Annotated in this window: 15 protein-coding genes; 7 read left to right on the forward strand and 8 right to left on the reverse strand. The window is 34.9% G+C overall.

Annotation, left to right across the window (positions count from 1 at the left end):
• The first annotated feature begins 3 nt into the window (after positions 1-3).
• From VBZ51_RS17270 to cls, 4 genes are all read left to right on the forward strand, one after another.
• The gene (locus VBZ51_RS17270; RefSeq protein WP_210707892.1) at positions 4-420 is read left to right on the forward strand and encodes a Fur family transcriptional regulator; all 417 of its coding nucleotides are present in this window, start codon (positions 4-6) and stop codon (positions 418-420) included.
• A 54-nt stretch (positions 421-474) separates the two neighbouring features.
• Positions 475-837: a DUF3703 domain-containing protein gene (locus VBZ51_RS17275; RefSeq protein ID WP_068486791.1), complete on the forward strand. Its 363-nt coding sequence runs from the start codon at positions 475-477 to the stop codon at positions 835-837.
• A gap of 13 nt (positions 838-850) precedes the next feature.
• A complete protein-coding gene (locus VBZ51_RS17280; protein WP_416577741.1) occupies positions 851-2,863 on the forward strand; it encodes a heavy metal translocating P-type ATPase in 2,013 nt (670 codons plus the stop codon).
• 404 nt (positions 2,864-3,267) lie between these two features.
• The gene (gene cls / locus VBZ51_RS17285; protein ID WP_416577742.1) at positions 3,268-4,677 is read left to right on the forward strand and encodes a cardiolipin synthase; all 1,410 of its coding nucleotides are present in this window, start codon (positions 3,268-3,270) and stop codon (positions 4,675-4,677) included.
• Between the two features lie 11 nt (positions 4,678-4,688).
• Here cls and VBZ51_RS17290 read toward each other — a convergent pair whose 3' ends face one another.
• The 4 genes from VBZ51_RS17290 to VBZ51_RS17305 form a co-directional block, all read right to left on the reverse strand.
• A complete protein-coding gene (locus VBZ51_RS17290) occupies positions 4,689-5,327 on the reverse strand; it encodes a hypothetical protein (RefSeq protein WP_058105531.1) in 639 nt (212 codons plus the stop codon).
• Positions 5,328-5,640: 313 nt separating this feature from the next.
• Positions 5,641-6,480 (reverse strand): universal stress protein, encoded by an 840-nt coding sequence (locus VBZ51_RS17295; RefSeq protein ID WP_416577743.1) that lies wholly within the window; start codon positions 6,478-6,480, stop codon positions 5,641-5,643.
• Between the two features lie 64 nt (positions 6,481-6,544).
• Positions 6,545-7,393: a universal stress protein gene (locus VBZ51_RS17300; RefSeq protein ID WP_416577744.1), complete on the reverse strand. Its 849-nt coding sequence runs from the start codon at positions 7,391-7,393 to the stop codon at positions 6,545-6,547.
• A gap of 5 nt (positions 7,394-7,398) precedes the next feature.
• Positions 7,399-8,232, reverse strand: a complete 834-nt coding sequence (locus VBZ51_RS17305; protein WP_416577745.1) for a universal stress protein — start codon at positions 8,230-8,232, stop codon at positions 7,399-7,401.
• Between the two features lie 113 nt (positions 8,233-8,345).
• Here VBZ51_RS17305 and VBZ51_RS17310 point away from each other — a divergent pair, with 113 nt between their 5' ends.
• The gene (locus VBZ51_RS17310) at positions 8,346-8,645 is read left to right on the forward strand and encodes a thioredoxin family protein (RefSeq protein ID WP_091603035.1); all 300 of its coding nucleotides are present in this window, start codon (positions 8,346-8,348) and stop codon (positions 8,643-8,645) included.
• 27 nt (positions 8,646-8,672) lie between these two features.
• Here VBZ51_RS17310 and VBZ51_RS17315 read toward each other — a convergent pair whose 3' ends face one another.
• The 3 genes from VBZ51_RS17315 to VBZ51_RS17325 are packed head-to-tail and all read right to left on the reverse strand — an operon-like array spanning position 8,673 to position 11,243.
• Complete coding sequence (locus tag VBZ51_RS17315) at positions 8,673-9,512, reverse strand: universal stress protein (protein WP_416577746.1); 840 nt, start codon at positions 9,510-9,512, stop codon at positions 8,673-8,675.
• Between the two features lie 23 nt (positions 9,513-9,535).
• Entirely contained in the window at positions 9,536-10,381 is an 846-nt protein-coding gene (locus VBZ51_RS17320) for a universal stress protein (RefSeq protein WP_416577747.1), read from the reverse strand.
• Between the two features lie 16 nt (positions 10,382-10,397).
• Positions 10,398-11,243 carry a universal stress protein gene (locus VBZ51_RS17325; protein WP_416577748.1) on the reverse strand — a complete coding sequence of 282 codons (846 nt, stop codon included), beginning with the start codon at positions 11,241-11,243 and terminating at the stop codon, positions 10,398-10,400.
• 205 nt (positions 11,244-11,448) lie between these two features.
• Between VBZ51_RS17325 and VBZ51_RS17330 the strand changes: the two genes are divergently transcribed.
• Together VBZ51_RS17330 and upp are read left to right on the forward strand one after the other, a co-directional pair.
• The gene (locus VBZ51_RS17330; RefSeq protein ID WP_416577749.1) at positions 11,449-12,210 is read left to right on the forward strand and encodes an SDR family NAD(P)-dependent oxidoreductase; all 762 of its coding nucleotides are present in this window, start codon (positions 11,449-11,451) and stop codon (positions 12,208-12,210) included.
• Between the two features lie 107 nt (positions 12,211-12,317).
• On the forward strand, positions 12,318-12,971 hold the full coding sequence (gene upp, locus VBZ51_RS17335; protein WP_416577750.1) for a uracil phosphoribosyltransferase: 654 nt from the start codon (positions 12,318-12,320) through the stop codon (positions 12,969-12,971).
• On the opposite strand, the gene VBZ51_RS17340 is transcribed toward upp, so the two are convergent.
• A complete protein-coding gene (locus VBZ51_RS17340; RefSeq protein ID WP_416577751.1) occupies positions 12,972-15,479 on the reverse strand; it encodes a cation-translocating P-type ATPase in 2,508 nt (835 codons plus the stop codon). It abuts the gene before it with no gap.
• Positions 15,480-15,553: the final 74 nt, after the last annotated feature.

Below are 15,553 nucleotides of genomic sequence, written 5' to 3' on the forward strand. Positions count from 1 at the left end.
AAAATGACTGATTTGGAGCAAATATTGGAAAAAAATAACGTAAAACCAACGGCTATGCGCTTGTTGGTTTTACAATTTCTCATAGGTAAAAAAGTAGCTGTTAGTTTAACAAATATTGAAGCGTATTTTGATAATTCAGATAGAACTACCTTATACCGCACATTAAAAACCTTTGTAGAAAGTGATATTGCTCATCAAATAGATGATGGTACAGGAATAACAAAATATGCCATGTGTGAAGAGAATTGCCGCTGTGAAATGGACACCGATTTACACTTGCATTTCCACTGTAACAATTGTAATGAAACTGTTTGTTTGACAGAGCATAAAATTCCACACATTAATTTACCAGATGGTTTTAATGCAGAGAACGTGAATTTAGTTGTCAAAGGGATTTGCGATAAATGTAGCGGACAATAATGCACTATTGTTGCATCCTTCTAATTGATAATTTCACAATCCTAATAAATTACTATGAAATTAAATTATAAGATAACAAAGCATTTAAAAATAGCTTATGATAAAGAAATTAGTTTATATAAAGAATTTCTAGGTAATAAAGATTATGCAAATGCATGGCATCATTTAGAAAGAAGTCATATAATAGGTCAATCTTATCCAATAGAACATACCTATTCACATTGGTTAATGTTAAAATTTGGATTAAAGCAAAGGAACAGTAAGGAGGTATTTGGTCAAATTATAAGATTATTTGTTGGTGGTTGGAAATCATTTATTGATCATGTGCCGCTTGGCAATACAGGAGGTGCCAATGTTCCACCATTAAAAAGAATGATTATTCCTGAGGATATAAACGCACTATTTCATACAAAGTAAAAAATAAGAAAGCATGAAAAAAATAACTACAGAAACAGCTAAGGAACATAATCACGAGAATCCTGACAATCATGATCACGAACATGACGGAATTTTAGGAAAGAACACTGAGCTTTATTTCGCCATTTTAAGTGGAGTAACTTTAATAACTGGATTTCTAATAGAAAAGTTTTCTGGGCTTTCGGAGAGTGTTCCATTCGTACTCTATATTTTATCTTACATTTTTGGAGGATATTTTACCTTAAAAGAGGCCATTACTAAAATTGCCAGGGGCGAATTTGAAATTGATTTCCTTATGCTTGTCGCAGCCGCAGGAGCTGCCTATTTAGGTGAATGGGCAGAAGGTGCCCTGTTGCTGTTCCTTTTTAGTCTGGGTCACGCTTTGGAAAACTATGCTATGGGAAGGGCAAAAAAATCCATTGCGGCATTGACTGACCTGGCGCCTAAAACAGCATTGTTAAAGAAAGCTGGCGACACTGTTGAAGTGGGTATTGAGGAGCTAAAGGTTGGTGATATTATCGTGGTACGGCCCAATAGCAAAATATCTGCCGATGGTGTTATTGTAAAAGGAAATAGTAGTGTAGACCAGTCACCAATTACAGGAGAAAGTGTTCCAGTAGATAAGTTACCCATTGAATATCCTGAGAAGGAGTACACCTCAAAAAGTGATATACCTGATGAAAACCGTGTGTTTTCAGGAACTATCAATGGTAATAATACGCTTGAATTAAAAGTAATTAAAGAAGCTAAAGACTCTACATTAAATCGTTTGGTTACAATGGTTCAAGAGGCTCAGGATCAAAAATCGCCCACACAATTATTGACTGATAAATTTGAGAGGTATTATGTGCCGGCAGTAATCATACTGGTAATAGCGCTCAATTTTGCTTTTTTGCTTATTGACGAAACTTGGAGTGAAAGTCTTTACCGTTCATTAGCAGTGCTAGTAGCGGCAAGCCCATGTGCTCTCGCAATTTCTACCCCTTCTGCTGTATTAAGCGGAGTAGCCAGAGCCGCGCGTGGTGGAGTTTTGATAAAGGGTGGCAGGCCATTGGAAGATTTAGGAGAACTTACCGCTTTAGCCTTTGATAAAACGGGTACCCTAACGGAAGGTAAACCAAAACTTACCGATATTGAAAGTTTTGGAAATATTGGACATAAAGAGTTGTTAGAAATAGCTGTTGCCGTAGAGGAATTAAGTGACCATCCTTTGGCGAAGGCTGTTGTAAGGGATGGATCGAAAAAGCTTGGTAAAGACATTAAGATACCGGATGCAGATGATTTGGAAGCCGTTCAAGGAAAGGGTATAAAAGCTAACTATCAAGGAAATACTATTTACATAGGCAATTTAGAACTTTTTGAAGATATTCATAATGGTGTTTCAAGCGAAGTTTCGGAAAAGGTAAGAAGACTTGAAGGGGAAGGAAAGACCACTATGCTAATAAAAAGAGATAATGAATTTATAGGTATGCTTGGGCTAATGGACACGCCTCGAGAAAAAGCCAGGGAAACCCTTGCTCAGTTAAAGGAAATTGGTATTAAAAAAATGATAATGCTAACTGGTGATAATCAGAAAGTGGCAGATGCCGTAGCTAGGGAAATTGGGTTAACAGAAGCCCTTGGAAGTCTACTTCCAGAAGAAAAAGTAGAGGCTATCAAAAAACTTGCACAGCAGGAAAATAAACTCGCAATGATTGGTGACGGAGTTAATGATGCTCCAGCCATGGCTAACAGTACTGTTGGTATTGCCATGGGTGCAGCAGGTAGTGATGTAGCTTTAGAAACGGCAGATATTGCCTTAATGGCAGATAAGTTAGAAACACTTCCTTTTGCAATAGGTTTGAGTAGAAAAGCAAAGTCGGTTATTAAGCAAAATTTATGGGTTAGTTTGGGGGTGGTAGCACTGTTAATCCCTGCAACTATAATGAGTTGGGCTAGTATTGGCATTGCCGTGGCTATTCATGAGGGCTCTACGCTAATTGTAGTTATCAATGCGTTAAGGTTATTGGGCTACAAAAATAGATAATATGTTAAGCTCTCAGGATACATTTAATTGTCGTCAATAACTGCATTTGTATTCTGAAATTAAAATAAAGAATATAATAGAATTATTTGTATAATTTAAAAAGGGACTTTGTTATTTGGCTTTCCTGCTGTACATTCCAATTTCCATATAGCTTCATATGTGAAATTTTAGGAGTTTTATCAGAATGAGGTATCGTATTATATAATCTCCTTGTGTATAATCCACAATAACTTTTGAGGGTTCATACGAGTTATATTGATCATATTCAAATATATAGCAATGGACAGAAACGAGAAATGAGAAAATGATAGACTAATATTTATCATATTTTCTTTGAAAATTGAATCTTATTTTGCGCATTAATAGCAATCTGAGCTTTGATGGTTAGTAAAATGGCATAAACGATGTGGACTTCAATATTTATAGGTATTTACGTAGTTGTGGCATTTTCTATTGTGCTGTCAATTTTATTTTACGGGGCCAAACCAACAAAAAGTTTAGCGTGGCTGCTTGCAATATTTGCTATACCCATTGGTGGAATTTTCCTTTACCTCTTGTTGGGCAGAAACAGAAGAAGATATAAACTTATTGAACTAGAAAAAGACCTTTTTAACAAACAACCTAAACCTAGTCATCAGCATGTGAATGAATTCAATGGTAGGTATAAAAAATTGATGGCGCTAAATTATAGGAATTCACATTTTCCGCCTACTACGGGCAATGACCTAACTATTTTAAAAGACGGTAAAACAACATTTGAGACTATTTTTTATGCTTTGGAATGCGCCACCAAACGAATTCATATTCAATATTACATATTTGAAGAAGGTGATTTAGCATCTAGGTTATTAGAATTGTTCGAGAAAAAAATAGCTGAAGGTGTTGTAATAAGGTTAATATATGATGGCATTGGTAGTTTCTCATTGAGTAAGAAATATCTAAAAGAATTAATTAAAATAGGGGTAGAAGTTTATTCTTTTCTACCTTTTAAGTTCGGTAGATATTTTTATTCCCTAAACTTTAGAAACCACAGAAAAATTATAGTAATCGATGGTGAAATTGCATTTACAGGAGGAATAAATATATCTGATAAATACCTTAAAGGGCAGGTTGGTTTGGGTAAGTGGCATGATATGCATTTAAAACTTATTGGTGCTGCTGCAACGCAATTGGACCAAGTATTTATGACAGATTGGTATTTGGTTAGTACTAAACTATTGCAACCTATTCAAATACCGGAAAAGACAAAAGAATTAGTAGTGCAAAATGAAATGGTACAAATAGTTGCAGGTGGACCGGATGATGATTTTCCGGCATTGGAGCAAACCTATTTTACCATTATTAATATGGCTAAAGAATATGTGTATATTACGAACCCCTATATAATACCGGGTCAGGCATTGATACGAGCTTTGCAGACCGTGGCTTTAAGTGGGGTAGATGTTAGGTTACTGGTATCTGAGAATGCAGACAATAAAGTAGTAAGTTGGTCTGTACATTCTTATTTTGAACTTTTTTTGAAAGCTGGTATAAAAATATATCTATTTCCAGATGGTTTTTTACATAGTAAAATAATGGTAAGTGATGATGCGGTTTCATCTATTGGAACGGCAAATTTAGATGACCGTAGTTTTGAACAGAATTATGAGGTCAATGCTATTATGTACCACAAACATATGGCCGAACTTTTAAAAGAAGATTTTTTACAAGATTGTAGTATCAGTAATGAATTGATATACGAAGAATACATAAAAAGAAAGTGGACCAAGAAATTACAGGAAGGGATAGGCAGGGTACTTAGTCCGTTGTTCTAATATAATAGTATTTATTCTATTTGGGAAGTAAAGACCAAATCCTGGTCTTCCATAGCTATGATAACCATTTTCACATAGTCTTTTATTGCCTTTTCAATATTATCGGGTTCTGTTATTTCAATAATGCCACGCCAAATCATGGCTCTTTCCTTTCCTTCGCAGATACAATATAAGGTAGTCTCTGCATGGTAAACAGTAAATTTTTCATAGTAGTTGTCATCGTAATAAATACCTTGATGTTCTAAGTAATCGTCATTGAACCTAGACTGGTGGTCATCCCATCTGGAAATAGATTTTACAAAGCTTTCACGATTTTCAGAGCCTGTGATTTTGGTCAAAAGAATAGCATCAAAATCCTTATCTAGTAGGCTCTGTTCTACATTGTCCAATTCGGTTTCGGTTTTACGAGAATCTGTAAGTGATAAGTCGAAAATATCAATACTTCGCCATGCCTCAACCCCTCTTTCAGAAAATTCATGCTGTAGTTTGGTTTCAAAGCTTTCCCTGTTATTTTTATCTTGTGCCATGCCAACTATAAGTACTTTATTGGCGTTGAAAAGTACAATATCCGGATTTTTCCAATTTTCTACTAAACTGATAGATGAGCAGCCCATCAACATTAAAGAGAACAAAACCATAAACTTTTTCATGACACAGTATGTTTTATTTCTGTCGAAGATACTTTATATCCAAGGTTGTAAAAATGACCATTGTCAGTTCTATTTTATAGTACAGCAGCTTATAAGACTGTTTTATAGAAATAGGTTAATACCTTCTTCTAGTTTTGGAATATGGCAGTTCCATCGTTGGCATTTCTAAATCTTACAACAAATATTTTTGAATAAAAAACCGCCAATGAAATAAAATTCTTGACGGTTTGGTTTTAGACATTAACCAACTAAAAATGTCTAAATACTTATATGATTTTCATTTCTTGGTAAGTGTATATACCAATGAAACGTTTTAGTGTAATGCTAAAATGGGTACATCGCTGTCGTAACCAATTTCTTTGATCAATGGTTTAGAAAAGACACTACCAAAAAAGAAATGTTTACGGTTAATGAAAGAGACCATATCACTTTCTCTACTTTCAACAAAAAGCTGTATACCTTTCCCTAAATTCTTCTCTTTTAAGGTATGAAATTGATGTTTAGTCTCACTTAAAATAGATGATAATAATTGCTTATTGCTTAATTGGGTTTCAGTAAGTTCTTTATTGTTTTCTAAATGCAATACGGCAATTTCGGCATTGTGCATATTAGCCAATTCTATAAGATATTTAAACTCTGATCGTTTATAGACATCTTTAAAATCTGTTGGAAAAACTATCTCTTTAGGCGACATGAAAGAAACATGCTCAGGTATAGCTAGTACAGGGCATTCTCTAATTTTCTCCATAGCCATAACGGTATTACTGCCAAATAGGACACCTTTAGAGCCTGTAGCTCCTTTGGTCCCCATTGCGACCAAATCAATATCTTTCTCTTTTATATTTTGCTTAATGGCTTCTGAAAGAAAATTGGCTGTAGATTCTGTAAAATAATTGTGTTTAAAGTTCTCTTCATGTAAGCTAAGGGTGTTGATCAGTTTATCAAATTTTTTTTCTGATTCCTGTTGTGCTAGTAGGTATTCAGCACTTCCTTCTTCAGGTATATTTAGACTATTGGTCGTATATTTTTCAAAACTGAACACGTTTAGAAAATAAAAGTCACAATTAAGTTTTGCATACAGATCAATGGTGTACCTAATGGCATTAAGGGCATTTTTAGAAAAATCCGTAGGTATTAAAATACGCTTGTTCATTATGGAATGATTTAGATGGTTCAATAAATGTATGCGCTAACCATTTGATTTACTATGATATATGTCAGTCCTGTACAGGTAGTATTAAAAACGGAACTGTAGCATAGATACTTAAATCCATTATTACAGGTTCATGTAAAAAACGTTCAAAAAACCTTCTACGGTGATAAGACATTGCCAGCATATTTATTTCTCTTTCAACTATAAAATCTTGAATAACATTGGCTTTGTCTGCGTAGTTCCAGATTTCATCATAACTATGTGGTATGTGAAGCAAACATTTGTCCAATAATTTCTGATTGGAAATTTGTTTTGGAGACATTATTTCTTCTTCATTGATATGAAGAACTGCTACCGAGGCGTCTGTAATGGCTGCAATGTTCAATAACATAGATAGCGTGCTTTTTGTACACCCTTTTTTATAATCGGTCACAAAGGCAATTTCTTTTATAGGTTTAAATGAAATTTCTTTGGGTATTGCCAAGATTGGGCACTGTGTAATGGTATTCGCGATCTGTATGGTATTACTGCCCATAAACAGTTCCTTGGCTCCTGTTTTTCCTTTATTGCCTAAAACAATGAGGTCTATTTTGTAATCCACCAATGTTTTTGAAATTAAAGCAGACAGACTTCCTTTGCTTGAAATGGTTTTGAATAAATGCTTGTCGTTAGCTGTGTCCAAAACAATTTTATGAACGGTTTTAGTTAGATTTTCATTAGAGTTGGCTTCAAGCTTTTTTAAAACTTTCTCACCTGTAAATAATGCATTTTTGACACTGACCACAATGTCATCATATGCATTGACCAGGTAGAAGGTACATTGGCTTTCGGTAAAAATCTGTGTTGCATAAAAAAGGGCATTATACGCTTCATTGGAGAAATCCGTTGCAACAAGTATATTTTTAATTTTCATAGCTTTTATTGTGGAATTACCAAGAATGGAACGGTTACATGAAAGCCTATTTTCTTAATGACAGGCTCAATGAACAAACGCTCAAAAAAGGTGTGTTTGTTCTGTATCATTACCAATAAATTTATTTTTTGTTTGATCTGAAATTCATTGATGGCAGCAATAACTTCATTACTGGGTACTTCATGAAAAAAGCCACTTTCGGATAAAACTTTGGCAAGTTGTTCTTTATTTTTTTCTTGTGTCGTATTTAATTCATCGCCTGTGTAAACATGCATTACATTTATTTGAGAAACGTGCGATTTGGTAATTTTTAGTAGTTGTGCCAAACTGTTCTTGTCTAGCCATACCTCAAAATCATTTGGAAATAGTATCTGTTCTGGAGCTTCATATTCAAAGCTAGAAGGGATGACCAAAACTGGGCATTTTGCATTTTTAATGACATGTACGGTGTTGGTGCCCAATAATATTTCCTTAGCCCCGGAAGCACCTTGCGTACCCATGACAATGATATCTATTTGTTCTGCCTCTACGGTTCTAGTGATTTCGCTAGAAAGTACATTTAGAGCAGAATGGGTGATAAAAGTGTGAAGGGGATTATTAAATTCCTTTTCTAATGTATTTTTTAGTGCTTCAAGATTATCTTGCGAGTTCTGTTGCACAATATCTCCAAGACCAATTTGCGCCGGACTCCCCATTAAATATTCAGTATGATATACCGGCGGCATGTAACTGTTCAATAGAAAAAATGTGCATTTAAGATCTTTGTATAGTGTTAGGGCATACCGTATAGCGGTCAATGCGTTTTCAGAAAAATCTGTAGGTAGTAAAATACGTGTCATAATACTATAATTTATTAGAATAAAGTTACCTTCATTAGGTAGATTATAGTATGATATTCGTCAGTATTGAAAAGTATTTAATTGATTATTATATAGTATAAAAGTAGTGTGTAATGAGAAAACTTTTTAAAAAGACCATAGCCTCGGAAAATCCCACATTGGTGTACTTTTTTGCATCTTGGTGTGTGCCCTGCAAACTTATGAGGCCAACAGTAGAGAAAATAGTAGAAGAAGGGGCAACAGCGATCAATAGTCTTGAAATAGACGTAGAGCTAGAAAAGGCAATTGTAAAAAAATATAAAATTAAGGGTGTACCTACCTTGGTGTTGTTCAAGAACGGTTTACCCATGTGGAGGCATACAGGTGTTATGCCCATTGAGGATATTAGATTGGCAATAAATGAACATCGTTAAAGTACTTTTGCTATAAAACCTTCTTTGTTACTCATGTATAACCAGAAATGGTACTTTGGTATGGTAGCTAATTTTTTCAACTGTTGGCCTAAAAAGAATTCGTTCTAGAAAATTAAGATTTTTTGCCACCATGATTACCATATCAAGATTTCTACTTTCGGTAAAACATTGTACGGATTCGTCTATGTTTTTTCCTGTGATATTATGATAGGTACAAACATTATCCTTAAAATAATCTAATATAAAATTTTTGACCTTAGTTTGATTTTGGCTCAACGCTTCATTTGCGCCAGAAATATAAAGTAAGCGTAAGGCCGATCTTTTTAGAAGAATTATATCTTTTATCGTTTCCAAGACTTTGATATCGTAAGCGATATTTAAATCTGAAGGAAAACCAATTTCCTGAATATTTTCATAACATGCATTTTCAGGTACAGCCATTACATTACAGGGAACTTTGGTAATTACATTACCAGTGTTACTACCTATGGATACTGATTTAAGTCCCGTGGCACCTTTTGTGCCCATAATTATTAAATCGATTTTTTTATTGATCACCAAAGTCTTTAGTTCATTAATGAGAAAACCATATATCGCCTGAACTTTAAAATTATGTTTTGCATTTAATGGAAGTTTTTCAATTCTCTTTAATAGGTGCTGTAATTTTTCTTTAGGCTCTGCAAGTATGGTTTCTTCTAAAATATCTGGTGAAACATATAATGCAGCTTCTCCACTAGAATTGGTATTAATAGCGTTGATGTGCACAAGATGAAAGGTACATTGCGTTTTTTTGAAGAATGTAATTCCGTATAAAATAGCGTTCCAGGCATTATCGGAGAAATCGGTAGGGATTAATATGTTTTTCATGGTGACCGTTTAATTTTAACTAATTAGTATTGGGGCAAAAACAAAACCGGAATTTTAGAATGAAACGCAATTTTGTTGACAACCGGTTCTCCTATAACTTTCTCCCAAAATGTATGTTGATGTCTAATTAAGCTAAGAATAGCGGCATTATTGTTACCTACATATTCATCAATACTTGTAGATATGTTAATGACGAATGGTATGTTACTGAATTTATATTTTTGACCGGTGAGTCTTTCTCTAAGCACATCTTTATGTAATTCTTGATTGTCGTTTAAATTAAACTCCAAAGCAACATGTACAATTTCAATAGAAGCTTTCCATATTTTAGAAAGTTCTAGAATTGGCTCTAATACACTTTTCTTATAAGCTGAACTATAATCCGTAGCAAAGATTACTTGGGTCAAGTTTTGAAAATTATATCCGGTAGGTACCGTAAGTATAGGAATGTTCTTGATATGCTTTAAGACTTTTACGGTGTTGCTTCCCAAGAAAACCTCTTTGGCACCTGTAGCACCTTGTGTACCCATTATTAAAAAATCTATATCATTTTTATGGATAACGTTCTCAACCGCGGTTTCTAAGTTTCCCGGTTTTGACAAGGTCGTAAATTGATGTTTTGGGTTTTTATGGTTTGTTTTTAAATAGGATAGTACTTCTTCTAATTCTTGAGCCGAGTATTTTGAAAGTGAATCATATATTGCTCCAAGTCGTTGCTGACTTTTAGCACCCATAAGATTTAAAGGGGTAGGCTCATAAGCATGAAGTAAATAGAAGTGGCATTCGACTTCTGCATATATTTTCAATGCGGTAAAAATGGCGTTCCATGCATTATCAGAGAAATCTGTAGTTATCAATATATTTTTCATGGCTATAGAAGATTAGTTATCGAGAAAGGTTTTGCATGACCAAAAACGGAATGGTTGGTGAAAGACCAATTTCATCAATAGTAGATTTATACAGCATATCTTCCAGAAAGGAGTGTCTTGAATTTACCATGACCAAAAGATCCATTTTATGATCGGTAATATAAGTTGAGATGGCTTTGGCTCTATTTTCTACACCTTTGGTCACAAATGATAACCTGGCGTGAGGTAATGATTCTTCCAAGAATTTTTTATTGTCCAACTGCCTATGGCTTAAATCAACAAAATCAGAAATATATAAACTATGAACCTCGGCCTTAAACTCTCCCGCTAAAATATCCAGTAGCTTCAATTCTCTTCGTTTGTAGGGTATCATGTAGTTACTGGGGAAAAGTATTTTCTTAGGTTGGCTATAATCATATTGGTCTGGGACTGCCAATACAGGGCATTTTACATATTTAAAAACTTGTACGGTATTGCTGCCAAAAGTTATTTTAGAGCTGGCGGTTTTACCTTTGGTACCCATTATGATAAGATCAATATTTTTTAGATCGGCAAAGTTGTTCAAGGCATCTATCAAAGATTCAAAAGCGGGTACTGCTTCATATTTATGTAAAGGGTTATGCGTTTTAGTTTGGGTTTCGGTAACAAGTTTGTTCAGTTTATTTTCAGAATCATCTGCAATAATCTTCTTTTGTTTTTCAAATGTTTCTGCATCTACCTTATGATAAGGTCTGTAAACTTCATCGGCATACGCATGTAAAAAGTAAAAATTTGCGCGTTCGCATTTAAACACATTCAATGCATACGAGATGGCGTGATCGGCATTGTTAGAGAAGTCAGTGGGTATGAGAATATTTTTCATGGCTTACCTTTTATTGATGATTTAAAAGTAAAGGAGTGCATAAAAAAATCCTATGATAAATATCATGAGCCAAATATGATATACAAGTAATTTAAAAGAAAAAAACTAGCACTTGCTGATGACTGATATTCGTCATATTATATTCTTGTTCAACAAATTACATTTATAGAAGAATGGTAGCTCAATAACCATAAAATATGTAAAGATGAGCAGATTAAAAGATAAAGTAGCGGTAATAACAGGAGGTACGGGTGGTATTGGTATGGCATCGGCAAAATTATTCTTGGCACAAGGTGCGAAAGTAGTTTTGGTAGATAATAATGAAGAAGCCATAATTGAAGCACGTACTAAACTCCATAATAAAAATGTTTCTTACTTTAAAGCAGATGTTTCTAAGAAAGAAGATACTGTTCAATTTTTGAACCATGCTTTAGAGACCTTTGGTAAAATTGATGTTTTCTTTGCTAATGCTGGCATAGAAGGCATTTCAAGACCTATAGCAGAATATCCGGAAGATGTGTTTGATAAGGTAGTTGCGGTAAACTTAAAAGGTGTTTGGCTGGGGTGTCAATACATAATTCCTAAAATGGAAGAGGGTGGTAGTGTTATCATTACATCATCTGTTGCAGGTTTAAAAGGATTTGCAGGTTTGGGCGCATATGTAGCTACAAAGCATGCCGTAGTAGGTATAATGCGCGTTGCGGCTGCGGAAAATGCATCTAGAACTATAAGGGTAAATACTATTCATCCAGGTCCTGTAGATAATGAGATGATGCGAAGAATAGAAAGTGATATGTCTCCTGATAGCCCAAATGCTGTTAAAGATGGTTTTACGGCTACAGTACCTTTTGGTCGTTATGCCACCTCAATAGAAGTAGCTGAACTTGCATTGTTTCTAGCATCGGATGAAAGTAAATATATAACAGGTTGTACCCACCTTATTGATGGGGGTATGTTGAACGCCTAAGTATTAGTTCATCGTAATTTTGTAAAACTTGATAGTATAAATGATCACATTTAAACTGTCAAGTTTTATTTTTGAAAACAGTACCTTAGAATTAAAATATAGCAATAATGACCATTCATAATTTAGGAGACCAAAATTCAGTTCTTAATCAATTTATTTCGGAAATACGCGATGTACAGATTCAAAAAGATCCCATGCGATTTCGTAGAAATATAGAGCGTATAGGGGAGGTGCTAGGTTATGAGTTCAGTAAAGAGTTGCTTTACAGTTCTAAAGATATAGAAACTCCGCTTGGTAATAAATCTATGTATTTAAGTCAAGATCAAGTTGTAATATGTTCTATTTTAAGAGCAGGTTTACCATTGCACCAAGGGCTTTTAAATTATTTTGATGCTGCTGAAAATGCGTTTATATCTGCCTACCGTAAACATGAAAACGACGAAGATGATTTTGAAGTCGTGGTAGACTATTTTGCGGCACCGTCTCTAGAAGGTAAGGTATTGGTGTTAACAGACCCTATGTTAGCTACAGGTAGAACTTTGGAAAATGTGTTAAAAGGTTTAAAGGACCATGGCACACCCAAACAAATTCATATTGTTTCTGTTATTGGCTCGCAACAGGGTATTGAGTTTGTTCAAAGCGTTTTCCCGACTGGGACGCATTTATGGATTGCAGCAGTAGATCCGGAATTGAATGCACGTGGTTATATCATACCTGGTATAGGTGATGCCGGTGATCTTGCATATGGCCAAAAGCTATAATTATATATTTTTCTTTGTACGCTTTATTACTTTGACTATTTCATACCATAGTATAGAAATAGCACCTATAACTATTGTAGTGCCTAGTTGAGGTATAGTTAAACGTTCAAACTCAAGGAAGCGGGTTAGAACGGGCAAGTACAATAATGTCCATGAGAGTATGATAGTTAGACCAATAATAATAGGAACCAGAATGTTCTTGTATTTCAAGGTGGTGAAAATAGAATAATAGAACGAACGATTCACTAAGGTTAAAAAGATATTGGCAACGATTAACACCATAAATACCATGGTACGTGTAGTGTTTTCAGAGAAACCTGACGATACCGAATATTGATAAGCCGTCAATGCACCAACAGTAATAATTATGCCTTGAATAACACTAGTGGTCAGTTCTTTATAGTTGAAAAAAGTAGTTGAAAAAGGTCTAGGTTTCTTGATCATCAAATTTCTCTCCATAGGTTCATTTTCAAAAATGATAGAACAGGTAGGTCCCATAATCAATTCTAAAATAATTACGTGTGATGGTGAAAATATATTGGGATATGCCCACCGTAATGCCAATGGTACAAATACCGTAAGAATAATGGGAATATGTATTGATATGATATATTGAATTGCCTTTTTAAGATTGGTATATATTTTTCTGCCCATGGCAACGGCATCTACCATTTTAGAAAGGTCATCATCAACCAAGATAAGAGAAGCTGCTTGTTTTGCAATTTCAGTTCCTTTTTTACCCATGGCAATACCAATGTGTGATGCTTTTAAAGCCGGACCATCATTTACGCCATCGCCCGTCATGGCAACAACTTCATTATTCTTCTTTAGTGCATTTACAATTCTCAGTTTCGCATCGGGGAACATTCTGAAGAATACATTGATATCTTTTACTTTTTCTTGAAGTTCAGCATCGGAAAGTAGCATTAGCTCATCACCTGAGATACATTTTTCGTATCCTTTAAAATTTATTTGTTTGGCGATGGCCATAGCGGTATTGACATTATCTCCGGTAACCAATTTAACTGCTATACCGGCATTGTCAAAGTCTTGCAGTACTTGTTTAATATTTTCCTTTGGTGGATCATAGAAAGCTATAATGCCTTTAAAATCAAATTTAAAATCTTGTTGCTCTTCAGGGTAATTTTCGCCTTCGAATATAGCCAAACCAACAGCAAGCATTCTATAGCCATCTTTACCTAATTCAGTAAGTGTAGTTTGTATGATATCAATTTCAGTATTGGTAAGGTTAGATACCGCAATAATAGCTTCAGGCGCTCCCTTTGCTGCAATAATCTGTTTACCATCTGCATTCTGAAATACATGGGTCATCATTGGCGGTTTACCACCTAAAGGGTATTCATGGACCATTTTATAATCAGGGCGTTCATCATTTTCTATTGACCTAGCATAGGTATTATGTATAGCTATTTCCATAGGGTCAAAGGGTATGGGTTCACTTGCCCACATAGCGGTAGTAATAAGTTCTCTCTCGTTGGTTCCTATTATATCCTTAGTGTTGATGATTGTACCGGTCTTTAGTGTAAATAGCTTGGCTAATGCCATTTTATTCTGTGTAATGGTACCGGTTTTGTCGGTACAGATTACAGTGGCGCTACCCAGGGTTTCCACAGTTTTCATTTGCTTGACCACAATACCCATTTTCATTAATCGCCATGCTCCCAATGCCATAAACGTGGTGAAAGCTACAGGTATTTCTTCCGGTAGAATACTCATGGCCAAGGTCAGAGCTTTTAATAAACTATCTAGGAAAATACCGGAACGCATGTAATTGATGCCCCAAACCAATAGAAAAATAACGCCTCCCCAGATAGACATCAATTTTACGAAGTTGAAAATCTTAATTTCCAAAGGTGTTTTTTCTTCGCTAATGTCTTCAAGGCTTTTACCTATTTTACCAAGTTTGGTCAAGTTTCCAATAGCGGTAACTTGGGCAATTGCTAATCCGCTAGCAACGGTACTTCCCGCATAAATTGAATAATCGGTACTTGTAGCATCTTTATAAACGGAAAGAGATTCTCCCGTCAATATAGATTCGTTTACAGAAAAATCATTAGAATGCACAATTATGCCATCTGCAGAAACGGTAGTGCCTTCTTCCACCATTAAAAAATCACCGATAACAATATCTTCGCTATCAATTTCAATAACCTGTGCATTACGTATGACTTTGCTTTTGGGGTGCGTAAGGTTTCTAAGATTTTCAAGTGCTTTTCTACTACGTGAATCTTGATATAATGAAATAGAGCCAACAAGAATAATTGCCGTTGCCAAAAAAAAACCATCGCCCCAATTACCCGAAATAAAATAAATACATGAAGCTATCAGCAGCAAAATGACCATGGGCTCTTTAGCAATACTTTTAAGGGCATCTATAAAGCTATTCTCTTTTTTATAGTTCAATGAATTTGTGCCATGTTCATTTTTAGAAGCCTCCACCTGTTGGTCGGTGAGTCCGTTAATTCCGAAATCTTTAGAATTGAACATGGGCTGGTTTTATTAAAATTACGAAGTACTAAGGTATCTGAAATCTTAAGGTAAGGCACTGACATTTATCATAT

It is taken from the genome of Maribacter sp. HS, assembly GCF_048059195.1.
GTDB lineage: Bacteria > Bacteroidota > Bacteroidia > Flavobacteriales > Flavobacteriaceae > Maribacter > Maribacter dokdonensis.